The organism is Lysobacter sp. HA18, from assembly GCF_054057595.1.
The window spans coordinates 1,739,000-1,764,812 of record NZ_JBSRZL010000001.1; the positions used below are offsets into that span (position 1 = coordinate 1,739,000).

A 25,813-nucleotide genomic window follows, 5' to 3' on the forward strand; every position below is an offset into this window, starting at 1 on the left:
TTTCGCCGGGTGGAGCGCATCCCCCTTGACTCCGAAGCCCTGAGCAGCGTCGGTTACGACCCGGCGCGCCAGGTGCTGGAGATCGAATTCGCCAGCGGCAGCGTCTACCAGTACTTCGATGTGCCCGAGCAGGAAGTGCTGCGGATGATGCGGGCCGGCTCGCGCGGCCACTATTTCAGCGAGCGCGTGCGCGACCGTTACCGCTTCGAGCAGGTGCACTGACGCCGCCTTAGAATGCGCGGATGGCACGACCGACCTCCGCGACCATCCACGTCGACGCCCTGCGTCACAACCTCGGCCAGGTGCGCGCCCGCGCGCCGCGCAGCCGGGTGATGGCGGTGGTGAAGGCAGACGGCTACGGCCACGGCCTCGAGCGTGTGGCGCGTGCGCTGGCAGGTGCCGATGCGTTCGGCGTCGCCGCGTTGTCCGATGCAGAGCGCCTGCGCGCCGCCGGCATTTCGCAGCCGATCCTGCTGCTCTCGGGCTTCGACGAACCGTCGGACATCGAACGCCTGCGCGGCTTGAACGTGTGGACGACGGTGCATCACGTCTCGCAGCTCGAAATGCTCGAACAGGCCGCGCCCGGCGAGCCGATCGATTGCTGGCTCAAGCTCGACAGCGGTATGCATCGGCTCGGTTTCGCGCCGGATGCTTTTCGCGCCGCGTATAAGCGGCTGATATCCATGCGCGGTGGCGCGGTCGGCAACGTCGTGCTGATGAACCACTTCGCGGCGTCCGACGATTTCGCGGACAGCCCGTCGCGCGGCGCACAGACGCGCGAACAGATGGAGGTGTTCCGCGCGGTGACCGCCGATCTCGACGGCGCGCGATCACTCGCCAACTCTGCAGCGGTGCTGGGCTGGCCCGATGCGCATGACGACTGGATCCGTCCGGGCGGCGCGCTTTATGGCATCTCCGTGGTCGATGGCCGCACCGGCGAGGACTTCGGCTTGCGTCCGGCGATGACGCTGTCGACGCGCCTCATCGCGGTGAACCGCGTCTGCAAGGGTGGCCGCATCGGTTACGCCGGCACGTGGGAATGCCCCGAGGACATGGACGTAGGCGTCGCGGCCATCGGCTATGGCGACGGCTATCCACGCGCGGCGCCCGCAGGCACCCCCGTTCTCGTCGGCGGCCATCGCACGCAAGTGATCGGACGCATCTCCATGGACCTGATGACGATCGACCTGCGCGGCGTTCCCGAAGCACGCGTTGGCGATCCGGTCACCTTGTGGGGGCCGGAGTTGCCGGTCGAAACCATCGCAGCATCGGCCGGCACCATCGGCTACGAGTTGACCTGTTCGATCACGCGACGCGTCCGTTTCCTCGAACGCTGACGCCATGCCCGTCGCGATCGTCTGGTTCCGGAACGACCTGCGGCTCGACGACAACCCGGCGTTGCAGGCCGCGATCGATGGCGGCTTCGATGTCGTGCCCGTCTACATCCACGACCCGGACGGCGAGGGCGAGTGGGCGCCCGGTGCGGCCTCGAACGCATGGCGTGCGCGATCGCTGCAATCGCTCGACAACGCATTGCATCGGCACGGCAACGCACTGCGATTCTTTCTCGGGCATGCGGGCCCGACGCTCGCCGGCATCGCTGCCGCGACCGGTGCGGAGGCCGTGTTCTGGAATCGTCGCTATGAGCCCGCGGTCGAAGCGCGCGATGCACGCATCAAGCGCGAACTGCGCGAGCAGGGGCTGCAGGTCGAAAGCTTCAACGCTGCCCTGCTGTTCGAGCCGTGGACGCTGAAGACAGGGAAGGGCGGCCCGTATCGCGTATTCACGCCGTTCTATCGCGCCGCGCTCGCGCACTGGGCGCCGACGTCGCCGCAGGATGCTCCCGACCGCATTGCGCACAGCGACGACGGCCCGGCGGGTGTGCTGATCGACCAGCTTCGCCTGACTCCTGAGCGCACTTGGGACGGCGGCTTCTGGTCGCACTGGACGCCGGGCGAAACCGGCGCGCGCGAAGCGCTCGAAGCGTTCGTCGACGGCGCGTTGCACGGCTATGTCGAAGGACGCGATCGGCCGGATCGAATCGGCACGTCGCGGCTGTCGCCACATCTGCATTTCGGTGAGATCGCGGTCTGGCGCGTGGTGCATGCGATCGAAGCGCAGCGTGGTCGCGTTCCGGATGCACAGATCGACGCCTTCCTGCGCCAACTCGTATGGCGCGAATTCGCTACGCATCTTCTGCATCATTTTCCGCATACGCCCGATCGCGATCTCGACGAACGCTTCGCGAACTTCGACTGGGCCAAGCCCGGCCGCGCCGCGATCGATCGTTGGCGTCGCGGACGCACCGGCGTGCCCATCGTCGACGCGGGCATGCGCGAGCTGTGGTCGACGGGGTGGATGCACAACCGCGTGCGCATGATCGTCGCGAGCTACCTGTGCAAGCACATGCGCGTGCATTGGCGCACGGGCACGGAGTGGTTCCGCGACACGCTGGTCGACGCGGACCTCGCGAACAACACGATGGGTTGGCAGTGGGTCGCGGGTACAGGTGCGGACGCAGCGCCGTACTTTCGCGTGTTCAATCCGGTGACGCAGGCGGAGCGTTTCGACCCGCGCGGTGAGTACGTCGCACAGTGGCTTCCGGAACTCGCATCGATTCCTGTGCCGTTGCGTCATGCACCGTGGCGCGACCCGGAACTTCTCGCCCGCGTTGCGCCCTCGTACCCGAGAACACCGCTCGTCGACCTCGCGAAAGGTCGCGATGACGCGCTCCTCGCGTACCGCAAATCACGCGATGCACGACGCGGTGACGACTAATACCTCTGGACGCTGAACGAGCGTGCTCTTCCTCACCTGTCGGTGACGATGGCGCACCTAGCGTGGCCACGCCAAAGCCTAGAGGGCCACTCCATGAAGACTGCTTCCACCTTCGTTCTTACCGCGCTGATCGGCGCGATGGTCGCCGGTTGCGCGACGAATCCGAATTCCTACAGCACCAATCCCGACACCAATGACCGCACGCGCAACGGCGCGCTGATCGGCGCAGCAGTCGGCGCGGTCGCCGGCGTTCTCAGTGGCGACGACGCAGTCGAACGTCGCCAGCGTGCACTCGTCGGTGCAGGCGTCGGCGCACTCGCCGGCGGCGCCGTCGGCAACTATCAGGACCGCCAGGAACGCGCGCTGCGCGACAGCCTGCAGGGCACCGGCGTCGGCGTGACGCGTCAGGGCGACAACATCGTGCTGACCATGCCGGACGCGATCACGTTCGGTACGAACAGCTCGGCGCTGCAGTCGCAGTTCCGTCCGGTACTGGACAACCTGGCGAGCACGCTGACGCAGTACAACCAGACGGTCATCAACGTCGCCGGTCACACCGACCAGCGCGGCGATGCCAGCTACAACCTCAACCTGTCGCAGCAGCGCGCCGAGTCGGTGGCGGGCTACCTGACGACGCGCGGCGTGACGCGTGACCGCATGGTCGTCGTCGGCCGTGGCGAAACGCAGCTGCTGTGCACCGAGAACACGGAATCGTGCTGGTCGCGCAATCGCCGCGTCGAAATCACGCTGGTGCCGCTGCGCCAGGGCTGATCGAACAGATCGGGCGGGGGAAGGCGGGGTGCTTCGGCGCCCCGCCTTTCTTTTTGGCGGTCCATAAACAAGCCGCGTTGAGGTGACGCGCGACCGGCCGTACTCGCGTACCTGCGTCGATTGTGAATGGCGATGCCGGCGCGACCGACGCGTCACGTCAGGTGAGACGGCATCGCCTTACCGTCGCCCTGCGCCTTTGTCGGTGCGCTGACGCTCCACCGCCTACGGTCGCTCCATGTCATCCGATCTCGTCGTCCTCCGTCGCGAAGGGCTGTACTGCCCGCAGGGCGACTTCTACATCGACCCGTGGAAACCCGTCGAACGTGCAGTGATTACGCACGGTCATGGCGACCACGCGCGCCCGGGCAACGCCGAATACTTCGCCGCACGCGATGGCCTGCCGATCCTGCGCTGGCGGCTGGGTGAGCAGGCGTATCGCACCTTCGAATACGGCGAATCGTTCGAGATTGGCGATGCGCGCGTGTCGTTCCACTCCGCCGGTCACGTGCTGGGTTCCGCGCAAGTGCGCATCGAGGCGGACGGGCAGGTCTGGGTGGCATCGGGCGATTACAAGCGCCAGCACGATCCAACCTGCGCGCCGTTCGAGGTCGTCGACTGCGACACCTTCATCACCGAGGCGACGTTCGGCCTGCCGATCTATCGCTGGCCGGACACCAGCGACGTCGCGCGCGAGATCGTCGAGTGGCGGGATCACTGCGCGTCACGCGGTGAAGCCGCAGTGCTGCTCTGCTACGCGCTCGGCAAGGCGCAACGCGTACTTGCGGAACTCGCGATGTGGACCGATCGTCCCGTGTTCGTGCACGGCGCGGTCGCGGCCGGCGTGCAGGTCTATCGCGACGCCGGCATCCGCATGGTCGAGACATTGCCCGTTTCCGAAACGGCGAAGGGCGCGGAGTTCGCGGGCGAACTCGTGATCGCACCGCCGTCCGCGGCAGGTAGCCTGTGGATGCGACGGTTCCGTCGCGCGCAGACGGGCTTTGCATCCGGCTGGATGCGCGTGCGTGGCAATCGTCGGCGTCGCAATTACGACCGCGGCTTCGTAGTCTCCGATCACGCCGACTGGCCTGACCTGATGCGCACCATCCGCGAAACCGGCGCGAGCCGCGTTATTGCGACGCACGGCAACACCGACGCAATCATCCGCGCGCTCATCGAAGAAGGTATCGCGGCCGAGGCCTTCGCCACGGATTACGGCGGTGAAGCCGAATGAAGCGCTTCGCCGCTCTGTACACGGAACTCGATCGCAGCACCGCGACGCTCGATAAGCGCGCGGCGCTCATCGCATATTTCCGCGACGCGCCGCCGGAAGACGCGGTCTGGGCGCTCTGGCTATTGTCCGGCGGTAAGCTCACGAAAATCGCCAACACGCGCGAACTGCGCGAATGGCTGACGCAGGAAACCGGCATGCCGGAATGGCTGTTCGAGGACAGCCATGCGCACGTCGGCGATCTCGCGGAGACATTGACGCTTCTATTCGACGACCCGCCGAAGGGCCTGGTCGATATCCCGCTGCATGACTGGATCACGAAGCGGTTGATCCCGGTGGCAGGGCGCGACCCCGCATTGCGTCGCGCAGCCGTCGTTGATGGCTGGAAATCGCTGTGCGCCGACGAGCGACTCGCATTCAACAAGATGCTGACCGGTGCGCTGCGCGTCGGCGTGTCGCAGCGCCTCGTGCAGCAGGCGCTCGCCGAGATGTCGGGCGTCGACATCGCGCGCATCGCGCAACGCATGCTCGGCAACTGGGCGCCGACGCCGAACTTCCTGCGCGACCTGCTGAATCCCGAGGAATTGCCGGGCGATCGCGAACAGCCTTATCCGTTCTTCCTTGCATCACCGCTGGAGGCGGAAGCCGAAAGCCTCGGCGCCATCGAGGACTGGTTGCTCGAATGGAAGTGGGATGGCATCCGCCTGCAGCTAATCCGGCGCGGACCGGAGATCGCGCTGTGGTCACGCGGCGAAGAACGGCTCGATGGACGCTTTCCCGAGATCGAAGACGCCGCGACGCTGCTTCCGCGCGATTGCGTCATCGATGGCGAACTGATGGCGTGGCGCGCTGGCGATGAGCAGCCGATGCCGTTTACTGCGCTGCAGACGCGGATCCAGCGCCGCAAGCCCGGTCCGAAAACGCTCGCCGACACGCCCGTTTGCGTGCTCGCCTACGACCTGTTGGAACTCGACGGCCGCGACCTGCGCGAGGTGCCGCTCGCCGAACGACGGCTCATGCTCGACGACCTGCTGTCGTCCACCAACGACCCGCGGATCGTGCCGTCGCCCGTGGTCGATGCCGGTGACTGGACGGAAGCGCTGTCGCTGCGCGAAGCCGCGCGCGAACGCGGCGTCGAAGGGCTGATGCTCAAGCGTCGCTCGTCGACGTACCAGGTCGGACGTCGCCGCGGCGACTGGTGGAAGTGGAAGATCGATCCGCTGAACATCGACGCCGTGCTCATCTACGCGCAGTCGGGGCACGGTCGACGCAGCACGCTGTTTACCGATTACACGTTCGGCCTGTGGGACGGCGACGCGCTGGTGCCGGTCGCCAAGGCGTACTCCGGGCTGGACGACAAGGAGATCCTCGCGCTCGATCGCTGGATCCGCGCGCATACACTCGAGCGCTTCGGCCCGGTGCGTTCCGTCGAAGCCGTGCACGTGTTCGAACTCGGCTTCGAAGCGGTGAACAAGTCGAGCCGACACAAGTCGGGCATCGCCGTGCGCTTCCCGCGCATCCTGCGCTGGCGTCAGGACAAGACGCCGCGCGACGCCGACAAGCTCGACACGCTGCGAGCGCTGGCGCGATGAGCGGCTGGTTGTTGAAGGGCCTGATGCCGCCCGACGGCGAAGACGACCCGTACGCGGCGTATCCCGAGCGGCCCGATCCCGACGCGCCGCGGCAGACGGTGGAATCGATACGTCGCGAGAAGTCGCGGCGTGCTGCGTCGGAACGGCGTCGTGCTGAAGCGCACGCACGCGCCGAACGTGCACGAGAGCGCGAGCAGCAGACAGGCGAAGGCGACGCGATCTGCGCGCTCGAAGGTGTCATCGACCTGCCGTCGCAAGTTCGGCGTGCGCGTCATTTGAAATCGCATGACCCGAAGCAGGCGCTTGCCGCCTGGTTCGCCAGCCGCGGGTGGTCGCCGGCACCGTTCCAGCGCGACGTCTGGTCGCGCTATCTACGCGGCGACAGCGGGCTGCTGCATACGCCGACCGGCAGCGGCAAGACGTTAGCCGCGTTCGGCGGCCCGTTGATCGAGGCCATCGCCGACGCGCAGGGCGGGGCCATCGCAAATGACAAGACGCGCGACCTCAAAGTGCTTTGGATCACGCCGCTGCGTGCGCTCGCCACCGACACGCTGCGCGCGCTCCGCGAACCTGCCGATGCATTGGGCCTCGACTGGGCGATCGGCCTGCGCACCGGTGATGCGAGTGCACGTGACAAGAAGCTGGCGCGCGACGGCCGGCTCGATGCGCTGGTGACGACGCCGGAGTCGCTCGCCCTGTTGCTGTCGTATCCGGAAACCGCCGAACGGCTGACGTCGCTGCGTTGCGTCGTCGTCGACGAGTGGCATGAACTGCTCGGCACCAAGCGCGGCGTGCTGTTGCAACTCTGCCTTGCGCGGCTGCGTGCGCTGTCGTCGAAGCTGCGAATCTGGGGACTGTCCGCCACGCTCGGCAATCTCGACGAAGCGCGTGAGGTACTGCTTCCACACGTGCCCGAGTCGGTGGTCGTGTCCGGTGCGACACCACGCGCCGTCACGCTCGAAACATTGCTTCCCGAGGCCGGCGAACGTTTTCCGTGGGCGGGACATATCGGCCTCGCGCAACTCTCGCGCGTCGCCGATCGCATCTTCGAAGCCCGCACCAGCCTGCTGTTCACCAACACGCGCGCGTTCGCCGAACTCTGGCATCAGGCGCTGCAGGCGGTGTGGCCCGAAGACCCGGCGACGCTCGCACTGCATCACGGCTCGCTCGATCCGAGCATCCGCGCAGAAGTCGAAGCGGGCCTGCGAGATGGCAGCGTGCGTTGCGTTGTCGCCACGTCGAGCCTCGATCTCGGCGTCGACTTTCCGGCCGTCGACCAGGTGTTCCAGCTCGGTAGCCCCAAGGGAACCGCGCGCCTGCTGCAGCGGGCCGGCCGCGCGAAGCATCGTCCCGGCGAGTCGGGCCACGTCGTCTGCGTGCCAACGCACATGCTGGAACTCGTCGAGTTCGCCGCGGTGCGGGAAGCCGTGACCGCGGGCGAAGTCGAAGCGCGACGTCCGCCGCGCATGAGCCTCGACGTGCTCGCGCAGCACTGCGTCACGCTCGCGCTCGGCGGCGGTTTCGATGCCGACGAACTATTGCAGGAAGTGCGGGGCACGCATGCGTTCACGGGACTGGCCGACGAAGCCTGGCAATCGGTGCTCGACTTCATCGTGCAGGGCGGCCGCGCGCTCGAGCATTACCCGGACTTCCAACGCGTCGTGCGCGATGAGAACGGTCGCTACTTGGTCGACGATCGGCGCGTCGCACTTCGTCATCGCCTGTCGATCGGCACGATCACCAGCGAAGGGAGCGTCGCGGTGAAACTCGTTCGCGGCGGCACGCTGGGCGCGGTGGAGGAGGGCTTCGTCGCACGACTCAAGCCGGGCGATCGCTTCCTGTTTTCCGGGCGGATGTTGCAGCTCGTGCGCATGGAAGCAATGACCGCGCTCGTGAAGCGTGCGCCCGCCGGCGAAGGGCAGGTGCCGCAGTGGACGGGCATCAAGCAGCCGTTGTCGATGGAACTCGCGGCACGCGTCGAGCGCCTGCTCGCGCGCCCGGTCGACGTGCCGGAGATGCGCGCCGTCGCCGGCTTGCTCGAACTGCAGTCGCGCATTTCATCGTTGCCGCGCGCGGGACAGCTTCTCGTCGAGTGGACGAAGACCCGCGAAGGCACGCAGCTGTTCGTGTTTCCATTCGCCGGTCGACTTGCCAATGAAGGACTCGCCGCGCTGGTGTCGTTGCGATGGGGGCGTCTCGAACCCAACACGTTCGGTTACGCCGCGAACGATTACGGCTTCGTGCTGAAGCCCGCGAACGAACCACAAATCGACGAGCAATTGCTGCATGACCTGATGTCGCCCGAACGACTGTTCGAAGACCTGCGCGAAAGTCTCAACCTCGGCGAACTCGCGCGTCGACAGTTCCGCGAGATCGCGCGCATCGCTGGGCTGTTGCCGCCAACCGTGCCGGGCCGCCCGCAGAAAAGCATGCGCCAGCTGCAGGCGTCGAGCGGATTGCTCTATGACGTGCTGCAACGTTACGACCCGCACCACATGCTGCTGGAACTCGCCGAGCGCGAGGTGTTCGCCGGCCAACTCGAAGTGCAGCGCCTGCAACGCGTGCTCGACGACTGCGCATCGCGCGAAGTGATGTTGTTGCGCCCTCGCGGTCTGACGCCTCTAGCGTTCCCGCTCTGGGCGGAAGGTCTGCGCGGCCAGCTCAGTAGCGAGGATTGGAAGACGCGGGTGCAGCGCGCAGCGAGTCGACTGGAGAAGCGTCATGGCCGCTGACCACGGCCCCTGGGTCGACGCGGACATCGCGGGCGAAGCGATGCAACTGCTCGCGGCACGCGCGCTGTACTGGCCGCGCATGCGTCGGCTGTTCCTGTCCGATCTCCACCTCGGCAAGGCGGACGTGTTCCGTCGTGCAGGCATCGGACTCCCGCGCGGCGGCACGATGGGCGATCTGCGTCGCCTCGCGGATGCCATCGCGCTCACCGGTGCAACGTCGGTCTGGATCCTTGGCGACGTCGTGCACGGCGCAGTCAACGACAGCGCATGGCTGCATGACTGGGCGACGTGGCGCGAGGCGCATCAACAGGTCGAGGTCGCGGCGCTGACCGGCAACCACGACCGCGCGCTGGCCGATGCCGGCCTCGACGTCGAACTGCTCGGCGAGGCCTTCGACGTCGGTCCATTCGCGCTGCGCCACGAGCCGGGGGGGGGCGCAGGGCTGCATGTCCTGAGCGGACATCTCCATCCGTGCGTCGGAATCGCCGAGCTGGGGCCGCGACGCTGGCCTGTCTTCTGGTTGCAACCCGGCATCACGGTCCTGCCCGCGTTCTCCGAATTCACCGGCGGCTGCCAGGTCAATGCCTCGCGTGCGGACGGGCTGGTCGTCTGCGCCGCGGGAACGGCCGCGTGGATCCGCCGTCCGGCACCCGCTGAATACGCACACAGCCGCCGTCGATCGAAAGGTTGAGACGGAGGCATTGGGGCCTATACTGGTCCCGTCAGCGATACATGCTGTCCCCGGGGGTGCACTGGCTTCGACGGGGGTCGCGAAATCGCCTGGCGCATGCCGAGGGGGTAGCTTTCCTCGTTAATCCAGCTGCAAAACTTTAGTTGCCAACGACGACAACTACGCTCTCGCCGCTTAAGGCGTAAGCCCCGAAACAGCTTGTGTCCGTGCTCGCTGCGTAGGGTCATTATCACGGAATCGCCGGTGATGGCTGCCCGTCAGTCGCCGGTTAACCCAAAGCGGGCTTGTTTCAGGGTGCGCTTTGCACGCCGTGCTGCCCTGCGACGAGACTCAACGGCGAGCTAAGCATGTAGTGCCGGGGATGGAGTGCCTTCGGACGGCGGTTCGATTCCGCCCACCTCCACCAACACGGAGCCCTGCCGAAAGGCGGGGCTCTTTTTTTGCCTGTCACGACCCTGCGCATCGCGACGGTATGCTGTCGCGATGGATGATCGTGCGGGCCTGCCGAAGGAATCGCCGTGGTCGCGCGTGGTGCCGCGCGGAAGCCACCTGCTTGCATTCGCGGTGCTGATCGCGTCGTTGCTGCTCGTCTCGTGGACGTGGACCAACGCGCGCACCCGCGAGATCCGCGCCGCGCAGGAACAGTTCAACGCCGACACCGACGAAGCCGCGGGCATCGTGCGCGAACGACTCGCGCAGTACGAACTGATCACGCGTGGCGGCGTCTCGCTCTTTTCATCGGTTGCACGCCCGACGCCACGACAGTGGCAGTCGTACGTCGAAGGCATGGGTATCGCCGAGCGCTACCCGGCCATCCTTGGCCTCGGCTTCGCGGGCTACGTACCGGGTTCGCGCTTGCCGGACATGCAACTCGAATGGCGCGACTCCGGCTACGGGCTGCTCAACATCCGGCCACGCGGCGTGCGTGCGTACTACGGCCCGGTGCTGTATCTCGAGCCGCGCCGTCCCGAAAACGTCGCCGCGATCGGTTACGACATGTACGGCGAGCCCATCCGCCATGCCGCGATGGAAGCCGCACTGGAAACCGGTCATCCGCGCGTCAGCGGTCCGGTGCAGCTGGTGCAGGACGACCTGACGCCGCGCTCCAGCGTGCAGCTCTACCTCCCGATCTATCGCGCGGGCGACCAGCCGCTTACGCCGTCGGCGCGTCGCAATTCGATGCAGGGCTGGATCTACGTGCCGTTCCACGTGCGCGAGATGGTCGAGACTGCGCTGGGCAGCCGTCTTTCGAACGTGCACCTGCGCATCTTCGATGTCACCGGCACGCCGGTCGCGTTGTACGACGGCGGCGAACGCGAAACGAATCCTGCGTTTACGCGCTCGACGACGTTGGATGTCTACGGTCGCCGTTGGCGATTCGATTTCGCGTCATCGCCGGTCGTTGAAGCGGTTCCCGGGCTGCGCACGCTGCAGGGCACGCTCGCACTGGGCCTGATCGCGGCCCTGCTTTTGTACGGCGTCGCGTTCACGCTCGCGCGCACCGGAACCCGTGCACGCGCGATCGCCGGTCGCCTCACCGAAGAGTTCCGCCGCAGCGAGCTTCGCTTCCGCGCCGCGATGCAGTATTCCGCGATCGGCAAGGCGCTCGTCGACAGCCGCGATTGCATCGTCGACGTGAACCCTGCATTCGCCGCGATGTTCGGACGCCGCCCCGACGCGATCATTGGCCTGCCGTTCGAATCGCTGTTCGACCTGCGCGAAGGCGAATCGCTCGCGCGCAACGACGTCGAGGGCGTCTGGCGCGCCATGCGCCGGTTCCACCGCCCGGACGGCACGACGCGACACGTGCATCTCACGTATTCGCCCATTCCGGGCAACATCGGGCAGGACGTGGCCGGTCTCCTGCAAATGGAGGACGTCACCGAACGCCTGCTCGCCGAAGCGCGTGTGCATGCACTCAACCGCACGCTCGAAGCCCGTGTCGCACTGCGTACGCGCGAGTTGATGCGCGCGAACCAGGAACTCGAATCGTTCGCTTACAGCGTCTCGCATGACCTTCGTGCACCGCTGCGCGCGATCGACGGATTCAGTCGCATCCTGTCCGAGCGCTACGCGGAGCGACTGGACGATCCAGGCCGCGATTATCTCGCTCGCGTGCGGCGTGCGGCGACGCGCATGGGCGAACTCATCGATTCGATGCTGCAGCTCGCGCGTCTGTCACGCAGCGCATTGAAGGTCGAGCAGGTCGACCTCAGCCGCGTGGCGACCGAGCTGATCGAGGAGCTGCACGTCGGCGAGCCCACACGCCGGATCGACGCGCGCATACAGCCCGGTCTCGAAGTGGAGGGTGACGCAACGCTCCTGCGCAACCTGCTGCAGAACCTCATCGGCAACGCCTGGAAGTTCACGCGCGACCGCGAGCCCGCCGTCATCGAATTCGGCATGACGCCGGGCGGCGAATATTTCGTGCGCGACAACGGCGCGGGCTTCGCGCAGGACTACGTCGACAAACTGTTCCGACCCTTCCAGCGCCTGCACACCGAGGAACATTTCGCAGGCCACGGCATCGGTCTTGCGACGGTGCGACGCATCGTCGAACGCCACGGCGGCACCATCCGAGCCGAAGGCGAGGTGGGGCAGGGCGCGACGTTCTACTTCACCCTGCCGGGCGGAACCGACCTTTAAGCGTTCTTGTTGTGCGAGCGCATGGCGCGCTGCTTCTCGCGCTGCCAGTCGCGTTCCTTGCTGACGTCGCGCTTGTCGTGTTCCTTCTTGCCCTTCGCGAGCGCGACTTCGGCCTTCACGCGATTGCCCTTCCAGTACAGCGCCGTGGGCACGACCGTGTAGCCATCACGCTGCATGCGGCCGATGAACGAGTCGATCTCGTTGCGGTGCATCAGCAGCTTGCGGGTGCGGCGCTCTTCCGGGATCACATGCGTCGACGCCTGGATCAGCGGCGTGATCTGCGCGTTGAACAGGTACATCTCGCCGTTGCGCACCACGGCGTACGCCTCGCCGATGTTGGCGCGCCCGGCGCGGATCGCCTTGAGCTCCCAGCCCTGCAGCGACAGGCCGGCCTCGGTCCGCTCCTCGAGGTGGTATTCGTGGCGCGCGCGCTTGTTCAGCGCGATCGTGCCGCCGGCCTTTGACTTATCCTTGCCGGCCTTTCCTTTCGAATTCTTGCTCATCGCGCCATTGTCCCCGATCGCGGGGCGCGCCGGCGAGAAGGAACGCAGATGCCCACCATCCGCCGCACGGCGCTCGTCGAGCATTCCGCCGCCCGCATGTTCGGGCTGGTCAATGACGTCCGGGCCTATCCGGCCCGATTCGACTGGTGTGACGAAGCCACCGTGCTCGAGGAGTCACCGGATCGCATGAAGGCGCGGCTCGACCTGCGCGTCGGCGGTTTCCGCACATGGTTCATCACCGACAACACGCTGGTGCCGCCGCACCACATCGACCTGCAGTTCGTCGACGGCCCGTTCCGGCAGCTGCGCGGGCGCTGGGAATTCCACGCGATCGACGAATCCGCCTGCCGCGTCACGCTCACGCTCGAGTTCGAGCCCGCCGTGAAACTGCTCGCAGGCGCGTTCGCGCTGGGTTTTCAGGGGCTCGCCGATCGCATGGTCGACGACTTCGTGCGCGCGGCCGATCGCGGCGAGACATGATCCGCGTCGAGCTCGTGCGTGCGTGGCCGCGTCGCTACGACTCGTTGTGGCTGGATCTGCCGGATGACGCCACCGTCGCGTCCGCGATCGAAGCGAGCGGTTGGGATGCCGCGGAAATCGCGGTATTCGGCGAACGCGCGGTGATGACACGCGCGCTCGTGGATGGCGACAGGATCGAAGTATTGCGTCCGCTGATTGCGGATCCGAAGGACGCGCGCCGTCGCAGGGCGCAGCGGAACGCGTCCTGAGGCGAGCGGTCAGCCGCCGCCGCGACGCTTCTTCTTGTCCTTGTCCTTCGCGAGGTTCGGGCCGAACTGGTGCACGGTCTGGCGTGCGAGCTGTTCGTCCTGCTCGGGGAAGTAATCGCCTTCCCAACGGGCGAGCTTGTCGCCTTCGAAGTACAGGGTGAAGTCCTTCTTATCCGTGTGGCTCGTGCGACCGGTGCGCTGCGTCGCGACGTAGTCCCAGCGATCTTGATGGTACGGATCCGACACCGAGGGCGTGCCGAGCAGGAGGATCACCTGCTGCTTGTCCATGCCCGCCTGGAGCTGGTCGACCGCCGACTTCTCGAGCAGGTTGCCCTGGTAGATCGGCTGGTGATAGACGATGCCGCAGCCCGCGGTGAGCAGGGTGGCGACGAGGACGGGAAGCAGCTTTCGCATGGGTCAGAAGACTCGACACGACGAGGGTCGTGGGACCGGCGGATGATACACTGCCGCCCGCCTGCCGCACCCCGCGCGGTGCGCCGCGTCAGCTCCGGTTGAGCGTGCGGCCGGGCCATCTCCCGTCCCGTCGGGCTGCGCATCGCGGCCGTCCCGGAGCTTCGATGGAATCGCAAGACCTGCGCAATGTCGGCCTGAAGGTCACCCACCCGCGACTGCGCATCCTCGACGTTCTCGAACGCGCGCAGACGCGGCACATGACCGCCGAAGACATCTATCGCCGCCTGCTCGAAGACGGCGAGGACATCGGCCTCGCGACGGTCTACCGCGTGCTGACGCAGTTCGAAGCCGCCGGGCTGGTGCTCAAGCACCATTTCGAGTCGGGCCAATCGGTGTACGAACTCGATCGCGGCGAGCACCACGACCACATGGTCGATGTGGACACCGGCAAGATCATCGAATTCGAAAGCGCCGAGATCGAAGCGCTGCAGCAGCGCATCGCCGCCGAGCACGGCTACGACATCGAAGCGCATTCGCTGGTGTTGTACGTGCGGCGCAAAAAGACGGGCTAAACGTCTGCGGATAACGGGTCCGCCCCGACCGCGACACGGCCGGGGCGGCGCAAGTCAGGGCTTCTGCATCTTTTTCGCTGCATCCAGCAGCGCATTCGTATGCGGTTCGGGTCCCTTGCCCGAGCCCGGCCGCTTGCTGCACATCGCGTCGCTCGTATCGGCTTGCCCCCAGGTCGCGAACTTCGCAATTCCGCTCGGCGATTCGACCGTGCAGCGGTATAGGGTGCCGTCTGCGAGAGCCGCCTTGAACCGCGTCGTGGTGCCGTCCTGCTCGACGTCTGACAGCGCGATCTCGTCGGGTTCAACGCCAATTGAGTCGGCAGCGCGGGTCTTTAGCTTGCCTTCGTCTGGCGTCGACGCCCTAAACATGCCCGCGTTTGCGGTCAGCGGGAGTAGCGCAGCCAGTGCGGCAACGCAGAATGTCGTCTTCATTTCATCGTCCTTGGTGAGTGGCCCGGTGTATGCGAATGCCGTGGGCCACGCGGCATCCGTGTCGCGTGAGGTGCGAAGTATCACTGATAACGACGGCCCGCGCGTCAGCTCACATCCTGCAGAAGACGTTTCGCCGCTGCGCGAGCCTCGCGCGTAAGTTCGGCGCCACCAAGCATGCGTGCCAGTTCGTCCTGACGTTCGGCCGGCGACAGCGCGACGACTTCGCTCTGCGTCACGCCATCGCTCTTGGACTTCATGACGCGGTAGTGCGAATGACCCTGCGCCGCGACCTGCGGCAGATGGGTGACGCAAAGCACCTGCCGGCGATCGCCAAGCGCGCGCAGTTTTTGACCGACGATGTGCGCGACCGCACCGCCGATGCCGGTGTCGACCTCGTCGAAGATCATGGTTGGCACGGCATCGAGGCCGAGCGACGCGACTTCGATTGCGAGCGAGATGCGCGCGAGTTCGCCGCCGGATGCCACTTTGCGCAGCGGGCGCGTCGGCTGACCGGGATTCGCGCTCACCATGAACTCGATGCGTTCCGCGCCGTTCGGGTCGGGGCGTTCCGTAGTGGTCGGTTCGAACGCAACTTCGAACGTGCCGCCGCCCATGCCGAGTTCGCCCATCAACGTCGTCGTTTGCGACGAGAGCGAGTGAGCCGCTGCAGTGCGAGCGGAAGTCAGTTTCGATGCCGCGTCGCGCCATGCGGACGTTGCGCGCGCGATCTCGCCGTCGAGCTTTTCCAGGCGCTCCCCGGCTGTGCGTAAGGCTTCGACCTCGTCGCGGATCGCATCGCGACGCATAGCGAGTTGCTCGGCCTGCACGCGATGCTTGCGTGCGAGTTCATGCACGCGGCCCAAGCGGTGTTCCAGGCGTTCGAAGGTGTCCGGGTCGATATCGAGGTCGCTGCGAACGCGATCCAGCGCGGCGATGGCTTCGTCGATCTGGATGGTCGCGAGATCGAGCATGCCGTCGACTTCGCCGAGTCGCGGTTCATGCTCGGTCGCGCGCGCGAGTTCGGCGCGCACCTGGCCGAGAACCCGCGAAATCGACGGGCCGTCGTCGCCGCCGAGGCGCGAGAACGCGTTGTCGCAGGCCGCTATCAGCGCGGTCGCGTGACCAAAGCGGCGATGGTCGGACTGCAGCTTCTCGATGCTGTCCGGCTCGATGTCTTCGCGCTCGAGTTCGTCGAGCTGGTGCTGCAGCCATTCGATGCGATCGGATACGTCGCCCTGCGACGACAGGCGATCGCGCTCGCGCAGCAGCTCGCTCCACGCGGCCGTGGCCGTCGCGACCTGCGCGAGTTCTCCGTCCGTGCGCCCGAACGCATCGAGCAGCGCGAGCTGGCTGGTGCGCGAAAGCAGCGCCTGGTGCTCGTGCTGGCCGTGAATCTCGACGAGGTGGCCGGCGAGTTCGGTGAGCTGCGCGATCGTCGCCGGTCGCCCGTTGATCCACGCCTTCGACCCGCCGTCCGCGCGGATCACGCGACGGATGCGGCAGGTGCCCGGTTCGTCTTCGTCGTCGAGTTCGTTCTCGCGCAACCAGTCGCGTGCGGCGACGGCGTCGGCGAGGTCGAACGCAGCTGCGAGTTCGGCGCGATCTGCGCCGTGGCGGACGACGCCGCTGTCCGCTCGCAGGCCGGAAATTAGCCCCAACGCGTCGACCAGCAACGACTTGCCGGCGCCGGTTTCGCCGGAAATCACCGTGAGGCCGGGTCCGAATTCGAGTTCGGCCCCCGTGACGACGGCGAACTGCTTCAGCGAGAGTTGGGTCAGCATGGCGCGAATTGTGCCCGGCCCGGCGTCGCACGCGAAGCGACGACATCGCTTGCACGCCCGCTGCCCGCAGCTTATAGGTCCGACATGAGCCGCCGTCCCCTCGACCCCAGCCAGGATCCCCGCGCGCGGCAGTTGCTGCGCACGCTGATCGCGCGCTACATCCGCAACGGCGAGCCGGTGGGGTCGCAGACGCTGGCGCGCCATGCGGGGCTCGACGTCAGCGCAGCGACCATCCGAAACATCCTGTCGGACCTCGAGGACGCGGGCCTGCTCAGCGCGCCGCATACGTCGGCCGGCCGGATCCCGACGGCGCAGGGCTACCGGCTCTTCGTCGACTCGCTGCTTCAGGTCAGCCCGCTTCCCGACGGCGAGATGGCCCGGCTGCGCGGCGAACTGCCGCCCGGTTCCGGTACGCAGGCGCTGCTCGGCAGCACGACCGAACTTCTGTCCGCGATGACGCATTTCGTCGGTGTGGTCAGCGTGCCGGGGCGTGAGCAGTTCGCGTTCCGACGCATCGATTTCGTCCAGATCGACGAACAGCGCGTTCTCGCGATCCTCGTGTTCTCCGATGGCGACGTGCAGAACCGCATCATCCAGGCGCGTCGGCCGTTCGAGTCGGGCGAGCTGGAACGCGTCGCGAATTACCTCAACCAGCACTTCGCGGGGCGGCCGCTGGCTGAGATCCGCGCGATCCTTTTGCACGAAATGCGCACCGCCCAGGACGAACTGCATCGCCTGATGGACCGCTCGATCGAACTCGCCGAGCAGGTGCTGGTGCCGGGCGACGAGGACATGCTGGTTGCCGGCCAGACGCGCCTGATGGGCGTTCAGGAGCTGGCTGACATCGAGCGTTTGCGCGAGCTGTTCGAGGCGTTCTCCCGCAAGCGCGAGATCCTGCAGCTGCTGGAGCGCACGGCGCAGGCGCCCGGCGTGCGGATCTTCATCGGCGAGGAAACCGGGTTGGCGCCGCTGGACGGCGTATCGCTGGTCACCGCCCCCTATGGCTCGGGCGGCCGCGTCCTCGGCGTGCTGGGCGTGATCGGCCCGACCCGCATGGCCTACGACCGCGTGATCCCGGTCGTGCAGGCCGCGGCGGACATCCTCGGCGATGCGCTGAACACGGGCGATCGCGGCGCCTGACGCCTTGAATCGACGGTCGTCGGCCCCATAGCTGGCCCCGGCGCGCGACCCGCGCGAAGGAGACAGGCCTGCGATGACCACCGAACAGACCGTGCAACCCGGCGCCGACCCGGCGCAGCCGTCCGCCGGCGAAGGCGTGAAGGATTGCTGCGCTGTGCTGCAGACGCAGCTCGAGAGCGCGACCACCGAACTCACCCGACTTCGCGAGGAGTCGCTGCGCGAGCGTGCGGAGCTCGAGAACCAGCGTCGCCGCATCGCGCGCGACATGGACACCGCCCGCAAGTTCGCCAACGAGCGCCTGCTCGGCGAGCTGCTGCCGGTGATCGACAGCCTTGAAGCCGGCCTTTCGCAGGCGTCGGCCGATGCCGGCGCGCTGCGCGAGGGCATGGAACTCACGCTCCGGCAGCTGCTGAAGGTGGCGTCGGACAACGGTCTCGTCCCGGTCGACCCGAAGGGCCAGCCGTTCAATCCCGACCACCACCAGGCGATGAGCATGGTTCCGGGCGGCGATACGCCGGACAACCACGTCGTACAGGTCTACCAGAAGGGATGGCTGCTGAACGAGCGGCTGTTGCGCCCCGCGCTGGTGGTGATCGCGCAGTCCTGATCGCGTCCGGCGCCTTGAACCGGCGCCAGCGGTCCATAGATACGGCTTATCGGCGCTGACCCAGCGCCCCCGAATTCACGAATTGGCAGGAGCAACCCCATGGGCAAGATCATCGGTATCGACCTCGGCACCACGAACTCGTGCGTCGCGGTCATGGAAGGCGGCAAGGCGAAGGTCATCGAGAACGCGGAAGGCGACCGCACCACGCCGTCGGTCATCGCGTACACGAAGGATGGCGAAATCCTCGCCGGCGCCTCGGCCAAGCGCCAGGCGGTGACGAACCCGAAGAACACCTTCTACGCGGTGAAGCGCCTCATCGGCCGCAAGTTCACCGACGCCGAAGTGCAGAAGGACATCGGCCTCGTTCCGTACAAGATCTCGCAGCACGAGAACGGCGACGCGTGGGTGGAAACTGCCGACGGCCGCAAGATGGCGGCGCAGCAGATCTCGGCCGAAGTGCTGGCCAAGATGAAGAAGACCGCCGAGGCCTATCTCGGTGAAGCGGTGACCGAAGCGGTGATCACCGTGCCGGCGTACTTCAACGACTCGCAGCGCCAGGCAACCAAGGACGCCGGCCGCATCGCCGGTCTCGACGTCAAGCGCATCATCAACGAGCCGACCGCGGCCGCGCTCGCGTACGGTCTGGACAAGTCGGGCGCCGATCGCAAGATCGCCGTGTACGACCTCGGCGGTGGCACGTTCGACGTGTCGATCATCGAGATCGCGGAAGTCGACGGCGAGAAGCAGTTCGAAGTGCTCGCGACCAACGGCGACACGTTCCTCGGCGGCGAAGACTTCGACAAGCGCGTCATCGACTATCTCGTCGAAGAGTTCCAGAAGGACCAGGGCATCGACCTGCGCAAGGATCCGCTCGCGCTGCAGCGCCTGAAGGACGCCGCCGAGCGCGCGAAGATCGAGCTGTCGACCGCGCAGCAGACCGAAGTGAACCTGCCGTACGTCACCGCGGATGCGTCGGGCCCGAAGCACCTCAACATCAAGCTGACCCGCGCCAAGCTCGAAGCGCTGGTCGACGATCTGGTCAAGAAGACGATCGAGCCGTGCCGCGTCGCGCTCAACGATGCGGGCCTGCGTGCGTCCGACATCACGGAAGTCATCCTCGTCGGCGGCCAGACCCGCATGCCGAAGGTGCAGCAGGCCGTTGCCGATTTCTTCGGCAAGGAGCCGCGCAAGGACGTCAACCCGGACGAAGCCGTCGCCATCGGTGCGGCGGTGCAGGGCGGCGTGCTCAAGGGTGACGTCAAGGACGTTCTGCTGCTCGACGTGACCCCGCTGTCGCTCGGCATCGAGACGCTCGGCGGCGTGTTCACCAAGATCATCGAGAAGAACACCACGATCCCGACCAAGGCGTCGCAGACGTTCTCGACCGCCGAGGACAATCAGTCCGCGGTGACGGTGCACGTACTGCAGGGCGAGCGTGAGCAGGCGCGTTACAACAAGTCGCTCGCGCGCTTCGACCTCACCGGTATCGACGCCGCACCGCGCGGCATGCCGCAGGTCGAGGTCACCTTCGACATAGACGCGAACGGCATCGTCCACGTCACCGCGAAGGACAAGAAGACCGGCAAGGAGCAGAAGGTCGAGATCAAGGCGGGCTCGGGCCTGTCCGAGGACGAGATCAAGCGGATGGTCGAGGACGCGGAAGCCAACCGCGAGGAAGACCGCAAGTTCCAGGAGCTGGTGCAGGCGCGCAACCACGCCGATGGCCTGATCCACATGACCCGCGGCGCGATCAAGGAGCACGGCGAGAAGGTGCCGGGCGACGCGATCGGTCGCGCGGAAACCGCGATCGCCGACCTCGAAACCGCGATGAAGGGCGACGACAAGGGTCAGATCGAGGCCAAGAGCCGCGCGCTCGAGGAAGCCGCGCAGTCTCTGCTGGCCGTCGCGCAGGCGGGTCAGGGCGGTGGCGACGACGCGTCGGGCGGTGCGAATCCGGGCGGTGCGTCGCGCAACGACGATGTCGTCGATGCCGAATTCACCGAAGTGAAGGGCGACGACGCCAAGTAAGCTGTCACAGGGCGCCGGTCACCGACCGGCGCCTTTCTTTCGACGGGGATGGCGATGAACAAGGGGAGGCTCGAAGCGTTCAGCGATGGCGTCCTCGCCATCATCATCACCATCATGGTGCTGGAGCTGCGCGCGCCGGCCGGCAGTGATCTCGAATCGTTGCGGCCCTTGCTTCCGGTGTTCGTCAGCTACGTGCTGAGCTTCATCTACGTCGGCATCTACTGGAACAACCACCACCATTTCCTGCGCGCGGCAACGCGTATCGACGGTCGGGTGATGTGGGCGAACCTGCATCTGCTTTTCTGGTTGTCGATGTTCCCATTCGCCACCGCGTGGATGGGCGAACACCACGACGCGGCGACGCCGGTCGCGATGTACGGCGTCATGCTGATGATGGCGGCGATTGCGTGGCTGCCGTTTCAGGCTTCGCTGATGCGCGCGAGCGGAAGTGATTGGACGCTGTCGCGTGCAGTCGATCCGTGGGGTTGGAAATCCGTCCTACCCGTTGTGTTCTATCTCACCGGCATCTCGCTGGCCTTCGTCAACACCTGGGCGGCACAGGCGATGTACGCCGCCGTCGCCGTGATGTGGTTTGTCCCCGACCGCCGCATCGAACACCGCATCCAAGACATAGCGCACCATGAGCAAGCGTGATTACTACGAAGTCCTCGGCGTTGCCCGCGACGCCAGCGACGAAGACCTGAAGAAGGCCTATCGCCGCGCCGCGATGAAGCACCATCCGGACCGCAATCCGGGTGACAAGGCGGCCGAGGATGCCTTCAAGGAATGCAAGGAGGCGTACGAAACGCTTTCCGACGGCAACAAGCGCCGCATGTACGACGCGCATGGCCATGCCGCGTTCGAACATGGCATGGGCGGTGGCGGGCCGGGTCCCGGCTACGCCGACATGGGCGACATCTTCGGCGACATCTTCGGCAACATTTTCGGTGGCGGCGCACAGCGCGGCCCGCGCCGCGGTGCCGACATCGGCTACGTGATGGAACTGGGTCTCGAAGAAGCCGTCCGCGGCGTCGAGAAGACCATCGAGATCCCGACGCTCGAAGAGTGCGAGACCTGCGACGGCAGCGGTTCGGAAGACGGCAAGCTCGAAACCTGCGGCACCTGCCAGGGCCGCGGCCAGGTGCGCTTCCAGCGCGGCATCTTCTCGATGCAGCAGGCCTGCCCGCACTGCGCTGGTCGTGGAAAGATCATCGCGAACCCGTGCGATGACTGCGGTGGCCAAGGCCGCGTCGAGCGCACCAAGACGCTGCAGGTCAAGATTCCCGCCGGGGTCGATAGCGGTGATCGCATTCGTCTGGCGGGCGAGGGCGAAGCGGGTCCGGCAGGCTCACCGCCCGGCGATCTGTACGTCGACGTGCGCGTTCGCGAACACGAGATCTTCCAGCGCGACGGCGACGATCTGCACTGCGAAGTGCCGATCCGCATCTCGCAGGCGGCGCTCGGCGACACCATCCGCGTGCCGACGCTGGGTGGCGAAGTGGAGCTGCGCATTCCGGTGGAAACGCAGACCGGCAAGATGTTCCGTCTGCGCGGCAAGGGCGTGCGTTCGGTGCGCAGCCGCAGCGAAGGCGATCTGTATTGCCGCGTCGTCGTCGAAACGCCGGTGAATCTCACCATCGAACAGCGCGAGCTTCTGGAGAAGTTCGAGGCGACGTTTGTCGGCGAGACGGCGGCGCGTCGTCATTCGCCGCGTTCGTCGACGTTCCTCGACGGTGTTAAGGGGTTCTGGGAACGGATGACGGGGTGAGCGGCAGCGCTAGGACGCTACGCGTCCTGCTGCCGCGAACGCCATCGCGAATAGCGATGGCAGGGCGACGAAAGTGGTGCGAGTCACATAAAACTCGCTTTGACGCTGGCCAACAACGCGATCGATCGACACAAAAAAGCGGGCCTCAGCCCGCTTTTTTCCTGCCCGAAGCATCCATCAATCCGGATGCGAAGCATTGTCCTTCCGTCCCGCACCAAATCGCTTATCCAGCGCCCCAAGCAACCGCTTCAACCCGCGCGAAAACCGACCGCGCTTGGTCTTCCGCAGCTTCTCGTCCTCACTAGTCAGCCACGCCACCTGCACCACCCGGCGCTCGCCCTCGAACGGCAGATGCCCGTGGAACGAGTTGTCCTCGCGCTTGAACGCGGCGAGCGTTCCGTACACAGGCCGGATTTCCGGAACGACCAGCGCATCGATGTCGTCGATCTTGCCGAGAAACCGCAGGCAGCCGTCGCTGATCGCCGGCCAGTCCTCGTTGAGATAGAGCAGGGCCGTGACGATCTTCGAACGGCTGTCGGTGTGGATCGTGCCGTGCCGACGGTTGAGCGACCGGCACAGCGTCGCCAGCGTCGGCTTGTCGCCCAGCCCTTCGATGCCTAGCTGACGCCCTACGGCATCGCCGAACGCCTTCGACGTCATCTGCTCGACAACCACGCGCATCGACGGCCCGCAATCCTCCGGCGCATACGGGAAGAAACCGGCGCTGCGATAGCGAGGGAAGTCGTCCTCGAGCGGAGCCGCCGCGTCTGCCGGCAGCATGTGCTCGAGCACGAACAGCGGAAATGGCGTCGGCGCGCGATCCGGGATCGGCGCCTGCAGGCGATGCATGTCGAGCAGTGCGTCCATGACAGCTCCGGCAGAGGTCGCCGCGATTTTACGCGCGCTTGTCGCATCGCTCGACGGCCGCTAGCCTCGCGCGATGACCGAACCGACCCAACTGCTGATTCACGGCGCTTCCGGCCGCATGGGCCAGGCCCTGATGCGTCTGGCGGCCGAACGCGACGACCTGCGTGTGGTCGCGGCCGCAGCGCGCCGGGCGCCGGCGGACCTGCCGGCTGGCGTTGCAGCCATCGACGCGGTGTCGCTCGACAGCGCGCCGGAATTCGACGTCGCCATCGATTTCAGCCTGCCGGAAGCCTTCGACGCGGCGCTTGACCTGTGCGTGAGGCGCGGTGCCGCGTTCGTTTCGGGCACGACGGGGTTGTCCGACGCGCAGCGCGAGACGCTCGCGAACGCAGCGACCAAGATCCCCGTCGTCTGGGCCGCGAATTTCAGCCTCGGCGTCGCGGTCCTCGGTGATCTCGTCGAGCGCGCCGCCCGCGTTCTGGCCGACTGGGACTGCGACATCGTCGAGTCCCACCACGTCCACAAGAAGGACGCGCCCTCCGGCACCGCGCTCGCACTGGGCGCACGGGCCGAAGTCGGCGGCGCCGAGCCGCACTACGCCTCGCTGCGCGCCGGTGACATCGTCGGCGAGCACACCGTCCAGTTCGCCACGGCGGGCGAGCGCATCGAGCTCATCCACCGTGCGACCAACCGCGACATCTTCGCGCGCGGCGCACTGCACGTCACCCGGCGACTTCAGGGTCGCGCTCCGGGCGCCTACCGCGTCGCCGATCTGCTCGACTGACGACGATTTCACCGCAGAAGTCTCGACTGCCGCTGGAACCGCGCGCGCCTTGCGTCTAGAATTCTCGCTCGCCTGAAGCCCTTCGTCGGACCGGTCCCGCACCGCGTCCGCGATTTTCTGCAGCCGCGATCCGGCGCTTGCAGGGCTCGGCATCCTCTGGCAGCACAGGCGATCCCCGTGAATCAACCTGCGATCCTCGCGCTCGAAGACGGAACGATCTTCGAGGGCGTTTCGGTCGGCGCGCCCGGCCTGTCCGTCGGCGAAGTCGTGTTCAACACCGCGATGACCGGCTACCAGGAAGTGGTGACCGATCCGTCGTACGCACGGCAGATCGTGACGCTGACCTATCCGCACATCGGCAATACCGGCACGACCGAAAAGGACGACGAAGCCAAGACGGTGTGGCCCGCCGGCCTGATCGTCCGCCACGTACCCAAGCGCCCGAGCAACTGGCGCTCGCAGCAGTCGCTGCCGGAATGGCTCGCGGCGAAAGGCGTGGTCGCAATTTCCGACATCGACACCCGCAAGCTCACGCGCATCCTGCGCGACCGCGGCGCGCAGAACGGCGCGCTGATGGCGGGCGAGATCGATGTGGACCGCGCGCTCGAAGCCGCACGCAAGTTCCCGGGCCTCAAGGGCATGGACCTGGCGAAGGAAGTCTGCACGCGCACGTCCTACGAGTGGCGCGAGACGGAACTCGATCTCGATAGCGATTCGTTCGCACAAGGCGACGACCGTTTCCACGTGGTCGCGTACGACTTCGGCATCAAGCTCAACATCCTGCGCATGCTGGCCTCGCGCGGATGTCGCCTCACGGTGGTGCCGGCACAGACGCCGGCGGCCGACGTGTTCGCGATGAAGCCCGACGGCGTGTTCCTGTCGAATGGCCCGGGCGATCCGGAGCCGTGTACCTACGCGATCGAGGCGACGCGGGAGTTCCTCTCACGCAAGCTGCCGGTCTACGGCATCTGCCTCGGTCACCAGATCCTCGGGCTTGCGGTCGGCGCACGCACGCTGAAGATGAAATTCGGCCACCACGGTGCGAACCATCCGGTGCAGGACCTAGATAGCGGGCGCGTGCTGATCACCAGCCAGAACCACGGTTTCGCAGTCGATGAAGCGACGCTGCCCGGCAACGTGCGCGTCACCCATCGCTCGCTGTTCGATGGCAGCAACCAGGGCATCGCCGTCACCGACGCCCCGGCTTTCAGCTTCCAGGGTCATCCGGAAGCGAGCCCGGGTCCGCACGACGTCGCACCGCTGTTCGATCGCTTCATCGACGCGATGGAGTCCGCGCGTTGAGCGCAGCGGGCGCTGCCGACGGTCGCTCGCGGCGCCGTCGCTGGCGTCGTTGGGCTGTCGTTGCTCTCGCGCTCGGCGCCTATCCGGCGTTCGTGCTCGGCGCGACGTACGTGCACTTCTTCCAGGCGCATCTTCCGGGCGGACGTAACGGGCCCCGCCGACGCATACCGCCACTCGCTTGCGAGCGCGACCGTCGCGTACACGTTGTCGCCGCGTTGCGTCGACTGGGTGACACACGTGATGGAGCACGACGGCATCGGCAACGACGGCCGCGCGATGGATGCGCATAACAACCTGCTCGGCGCGCGCATCGGTTCCACCGCGCGTAGCTGGAGCGACATGCAGTCCGCGATCCGCGACGCCGTGCGCAATGGCGCCGTCGACGCGACCGATCCGGACCGAATCACCTGGCTGCCGCCGTCGCGGTGGCAGAACCGACTGTACTGAGG

The 25,813-nt window shown here is 66.7% G+C and carries 24 protein-coding genes, 1 other RNA gene and 1 pseudogene; 21 read left to right on the top strand and 5 right to left on the bottom strand.

Going from position 1 to position 25,813, the window contains the following annotated elements; all coding sequences use genetic code 11:
* The first annotated feature begins 9 nt into the window (after positions 1–9).
* From ACVWWW_RS08720 to ACVWWW_RS08765, 10 genes are all read left to right on the top strand, one after another.
* Positions 10–222 (top strand): KTSC domain-containing protein, encoded by a 213-nt coding sequence (locus tag ACVWWW_RS08720; RefSeq protein ID WP_027083066.1) that lies wholly within the window; start codon positions 10–12, stop codon positions 220–222.
* 20 nt (positions 223–242) lie between these two features.
* The gene (gene alr / locus ACVWWW_RS08725; RefSeq protein ID WP_027083067.1) at positions 243–1,337 is read left to right on the top strand and encodes an alanine racemase; all 1,095 of its coding nucleotides are present in this window, start codon (positions 243–245) and stop codon (positions 1,335–1,337) included.
* 4 nt (positions 1,338–1,341) lie between these two features.
* Positions 1,342–2,778, top strand: coding sequence for a cryptochrome/photolyase family protein (locus tag ACVWWW_RS08730; protein WP_027083068.1), 1,437 nt, complete (start codon positions 1,342–1,344; stop codon positions 2,776–2,778).
* 93 nt (positions 2,779–2,871) lie between these two features.
* Positions 2,872–3,549, top strand: coding sequence for an OmpA family protein (locus ACVWWW_RS08735; RefSeq protein ID WP_027083069.1), 678 nt, complete (start codon positions 2,872–2,874; stop codon positions 3,547–3,549).
* A 235-nt stretch (positions 3,550–3,784) separates the two neighbouring features.
* Entirely contained in the window at positions 3,785–4,780 is a 996-nt protein-coding gene (locus tag ACVWWW_RS08740; RefSeq protein WP_027083070.1) for a ligase-associated DNA damage response exonuclease, read from the top strand.
* Positions 4,777–6,369: an ATP-dependent DNA ligase gene (locus ACVWWW_RS08745; RefSeq protein ID WP_027083071.1), complete on the top strand. Its 1,593-nt coding sequence runs from the start codon at positions 4,777–4,779 to the stop codon at positions 6,367–6,369. Before ACVWWW_RS08740 ends, ACVWWW_RS08745 begins: the two co-directional genes overlap by 4 nt.
* Positions 6,366–9,101: a ligase-associated DNA damage response DEXH box helicase gene (locus ACVWWW_RS08750; RefSeq protein WP_456998674.1), complete on the top strand. Its 2,736-nt coding sequence runs from the start codon at positions 6,366–6,368 to the stop codon at positions 9,099–9,101. Before ACVWWW_RS08745 ends, ACVWWW_RS08750 begins: the two co-directional genes overlap by 4 nt.
* Complete coding sequence (gene pdeM / locus ACVWWW_RS08755) at positions 9,091–9,792, top strand: ligase-associated DNA damage response endonuclease PdeM (protein ID WP_051235139.1); 702 nt, start codon at positions 9,091–9,093, stop codon at positions 9,790–9,792. Before ACVWWW_RS08750 ends, pdeM begins: the two co-directional genes overlap by 11 nt.
* A gap of 52 nt (positions 9,793–9,844) precedes the next feature.
* Positions 9,845–10,198, top strand: a transfer-messenger RNA (tmRNA) gene (gene ssrA / locus ACVWWW_RS08760).
* A 77-nt stretch (positions 10,199–10,275) separates the two neighbouring features.
* The gene (locus ACVWWW_RS08765; RefSeq protein ID WP_051235141.1) at positions 10,276–12,438 is read left to right on the top strand and encodes a CHASE domain-containing protein; all 2,163 of its coding nucleotides are present in this window, start codon (positions 10,276–10,278) and stop codon (positions 12,436–12,438) included.
* Here the strand turns inward: ACVWWW_RS08765 and smpB are convergent.
* The gene (smpB, locus tag ACVWWW_RS08770) at positions 12,435–12,941 is read right to left on the bottom strand and encodes an SsrA-binding protein SmpB (protein ID WP_027083073.1); all 507 of its coding nucleotides are present in this window, start codon (positions 12,939–12,941) and stop codon (positions 12,435–12,437) included. The genes ACVWWW_RS08765 and smpB overlap by 4 nt on opposite strands.
* A gap of 48 nt (positions 12,942–12,989) precedes the next feature.
* On the opposite strand from smpB, the gene ACVWWW_RS08775 reads away from it, so the two are divergent.
* Together ACVWWW_RS08775 and ACVWWW_RS08780 are read left to right on the top strand one after the other, a co-directional pair.
* On the top strand, positions 12,990–13,421 hold the full coding sequence (locus ACVWWW_RS08775; RefSeq protein ID WP_027083074.1) for a type II toxin-antitoxin system RatA family toxin: 432 nt from the start codon (positions 12,990–12,992) through the stop codon (positions 13,419–13,421).
* Positions 13,418–13,669, top strand: coding sequence for an RnfH family protein (locus ACVWWW_RS08780; protein ID WP_036141977.1), 252 nt, complete (start codon positions 13,418–13,420; stop codon positions 13,667–13,669). The genes ACVWWW_RS08775 and ACVWWW_RS08780 overlap by 4 nt, the downstream gene beginning before the upstream one ends.
* Positions 13,670–13,678: 9 nt before the next feature.
* Here ACVWWW_RS08780 and ACVWWW_RS08785 read toward each other — a convergent pair whose 3' ends face one another.
* The gene (locus ACVWWW_RS08785) at positions 13,679–14,083 is read right to left on the bottom strand and encodes an outer membrane protein assembly factor BamE (RefSeq protein WP_027083076.1); all 405 of its coding nucleotides are present in this window, start codon (positions 14,081–14,083) and stop codon (positions 13,679–13,681) included.
* Between the two features lie 164 nt (positions 14,084–14,247).
* Between ACVWWW_RS08785 and fur the strand changes: the two genes are divergently transcribed.
* Complete coding sequence (gene fur, locus ACVWWW_RS08790; RefSeq protein ID WP_027083077.1) at positions 14,248–14,655, top strand: ferric iron uptake transcriptional regulator; 408 nt, start codon at positions 14,248–14,250, stop codon at positions 14,653–14,655.
* Between the two features lie 54 nt (positions 14,656–14,709).
* On the opposite strand, the gene ACVWWW_RS08795 is transcribed toward fur, so the two are convergent.
* The gene (locus ACVWWW_RS08795; protein ID WP_027083078.1) at positions 14,710–15,087 is read right to left on the bottom strand and encodes a hypothetical protein; all 378 of its coding nucleotides are present in this window, start codon (positions 15,085–15,087) and stop codon (positions 14,710–14,712) included.
* 104 nt (positions 15,088–15,191) lie between these two features.
* Positions 15,192–16,868: a DNA repair protein RecN gene (recN, locus tag ACVWWW_RS08800; protein WP_027083079.1), complete on the bottom strand. Its 1,677-nt coding sequence runs from the start codon at positions 16,866–16,868 to the stop codon at positions 15,192–15,194.
* 84 nt (positions 16,869–16,952) lie between these two features.
* Between recN and hrcA the strand changes: the two genes are divergently transcribed.
* From hrcA to dnaJ, 5 genes are all read left to right on the top strand, one after another.
* The gene (gene hrcA, locus ACVWWW_RS08805) at positions 16,953–18,008 is read left to right on the top strand and encodes a heat-inducible transcriptional repressor HrcA (protein ID WP_027083080.1); all 1,056 of its coding nucleotides are present in this window, start codon (positions 16,953–16,955) and stop codon (positions 18,006–18,008) included.
* Between the two features lie 73 nt (positions 18,009–18,081).
* Positions 18,082–18,615, top strand: a complete 534-nt coding sequence (gene grpE / locus ACVWWW_RS08810; protein ID WP_051235143.1) for a nucleotide exchange factor GrpE — start codon at positions 18,082–18,084, stop codon at positions 18,613–18,615.
* Between the two features lie 99 nt (positions 18,616–18,714).
* Positions 18,715–20,643: a molecular chaperone DnaK gene (gene dnaK / locus ACVWWW_RS08815; protein WP_027083082.1), complete on the top strand. Its 1,929-nt coding sequence runs from the start codon at positions 18,715–18,717 to the stop codon at positions 20,641–20,643.
* A 54-nt stretch (positions 20,644–20,697) separates the two neighbouring features.
* Entirely contained in the window at positions 20,698–21,297 is a 600-nt protein-coding gene (locus ACVWWW_RS08820) for a TMEM175 family protein (RefSeq protein WP_027083083.1), read from the top strand.
* Positions 21,284–22,411 (top strand): molecular chaperone DnaJ, encoded by a 1,128-nt coding sequence (gene dnaJ, locus ACVWWW_RS08825; RefSeq protein ID WP_027083084.1) that lies wholly within the window; start codon positions 21,284–21,286, stop codon positions 22,409–22,411. Before ACVWWW_RS08820 ends, dnaJ begins: the two co-directional genes overlap by 14 nt.
* A 177-nt stretch (positions 22,412–22,588) precedes the next feature.
* Here the strand turns inward: dnaJ and ACVWWW_RS08830 are convergent, their stop codons facing one another.
* On the bottom strand, positions 22,589–23,278 hold the full coding sequence (locus ACVWWW_RS08830; protein WP_027083085.1) for a 2OG-Fe(II) oxygenase: 690 nt from the start codon (positions 23,276–23,278) through the stop codon (positions 22,589–22,591).
* 73 nt (positions 23,279–23,351) lie between these two features.
* On the opposite strand from ACVWWW_RS08830, the gene dapB reads away from it, so the two are divergent.
* The 3 genes and pseudogenes from dapB to ACVWWW_RS08845 all read left to right on the top strand — a co-directional run bounded on the left by dapB (position 23,352) and on the right by ACVWWW_RS08845 (position 25,811).
* On the top strand, positions 23,352–24,062 hold the full coding sequence (gene dapB, locus ACVWWW_RS08835) for a 4-hydroxy-tetrahydrodipicolinate reductase (protein WP_027083086.1): 711 nt from the start codon (positions 23,352–23,354) through the stop codon (positions 24,060–24,062).
* 177 nt (positions 24,063–24,239) lie between these two features.
* The gene (gene carA / locus ACVWWW_RS08840) at positions 24,240–25,364 is read left to right on the top strand and encodes a glutamine-hydrolyzing carbamoyl-phosphate synthase small subunit (RefSeq protein ID WP_027083087.1); all 1,125 of its coding nucleotides are present in this window, start codon (positions 24,240–24,242) and stop codon (positions 25,362–25,364) included.
* A pseudogene (locus tag ACVWWW_RS08845) lies at positions 25,361–25,811 on the top strand (hypothetical protein). Before carA ends, ACVWWW_RS08845 begins: the two are co-directional and overlap by 4 nt.
* Positions 25,812–25,813 lie beyond the last annotated feature (2 nt).

Coding starts and splice junctions, on each gene's coding strand:
- ACVWWW_RS08740 (WP_027083070.1), top strand. CDS start 3,785: ATGTCATCCGATCTCGTCGTCCTCCGTCGCGAAGGGCTGTACTGCCCG.
- dnaK (WP_027083082.1), top strand. CDS start 18,715: ATGGGCAAGATCATCGGTATCGACCTCGGCACCACGAACTCGTGCGTC.
- grpE (WP_051235143.1), top strand. CDS start 18,082: ATGACCACCGAACAGACCGTGCAACCCGGCGCCGACCCGGCGCAGCCG.
- ACVWWW_RS08735 (WP_027083069.1), top strand. CDS start 2,872: ATGAAGACTGCTTCCACCTTCGTTCTTACCGCGCTGATCGGCGCGATG.
- smpB (WP_027083073.1), bottom strand. CDS start 12,941: ATGAGCAAGAATTCGAAAGGAAAGGCCGGCAAGGATAAGTCAAAGGCC.
- ACVWWW_RS08750 (WP_456998674.1), top strand. CDS start 6,366: ATGAGCGGCTGGTTGTTGAAGGGCCTGATGCCGCCCGACGGCGAAGAC.
- ACVWWW_RS08795 (WP_027083078.1), bottom strand. CDS start 15,087: ATGAAGACGACATTCTGCGTTGCCGCACTGGCTGCGCTACTCCCGCTG.
- recN (WP_027083079.1), bottom strand. CDS start 16,868: ATGCTGACCCAACTCTCGCTGAAGCAGTTCGCCGTCGTCACGGGGGCC.
- fur (WP_027083077.1), top strand. CDS start 14,248: ATGGAATCGCAAGACCTGCGCAATGTCGGCCTGAAGGTCACCCACCCG.
- ACVWWW_RS08730 (WP_027083068.1), top strand. CDS start 1,342: ATGCCCGTCGCGATCGTCTGGTTCCGGAACGACCTGCGGCTCGACGAC.
- pdeM (WP_051235139.1), top strand. CDS start 9,091: ATGGCCGCTGACCACGGCCCCTGGGTCGACGCGGACATCGCGGGCGAA.
- ACVWWW_RS08765 (WP_051235141.1), top strand. CDS start 10,276: ATGGATGATCGTGCGGGCCTGCCGAAGGAATCGCCGTGGTCGCGCGTG.
- dapB (WP_027083086.1), top strand. CDS start 23,352: ATGACCGAACCGACCCAACTGCTGATTCACGGCGCTTCCGGCCGCATG.
- ACVWWW_RS08820 (WP_027083083.1), top strand. CDS start 20,698: ATGAACAAGGGGAGGCTCGAAGCGTTCAGCGATGGCGTCCTCGCCATC.
- ACVWWW_RS08780 (WP_036141977.1), top strand. CDS start 13,418: ATGATCCGCGTCGAGCTCGTGCGTGCGTGGCCGCGTCGCTACGACTCG.
- ACVWWW_RS08830 (WP_027083085.1), bottom strand. CDS start 23,278: ATGGACGCACTGCTCGACATGCATCGCCTGCAGGCGCCGATCCCGGAT.
- ACVWWW_RS08785 (WP_027083076.1), bottom strand. CDS start 14,083: ATGCGAAAGCTGCTTCCCGTCCTCGTCGCCACCCTGCTCACCGCGGGC.
- dnaJ (WP_027083084.1), top strand. CDS start 21,284: ATGAGCAAGCGTGATTACTACGAAGTCCTCGGCGTTGCCCGCGACGCC.
- ACVWWW_RS08775 (WP_027083074.1), top strand. CDS start 12,990: ATGCCCACCATCCGCCGCACGGCGCTCGTCGAGCATTCCGCCGCCCGC.
- alr (WP_027083067.1), top strand. CDS start 243: ATGGCACGACCGACCTCCGCGACCATCCACGTCGACGCCCTGCGTCAC.
- hrcA (WP_027083080.1), top strand. CDS start 16,953: ATGAGCCGCCGTCCCCTCGACCCCAGCCAGGATCCCCGCGCGCGGCAG.
- ACVWWW_RS08745 (WP_027083071.1), top strand. CDS start 4,777: ATGAAGCGCTTCGCCGCTCTGTACACGGAACTCGATCGCAGCACCGCG.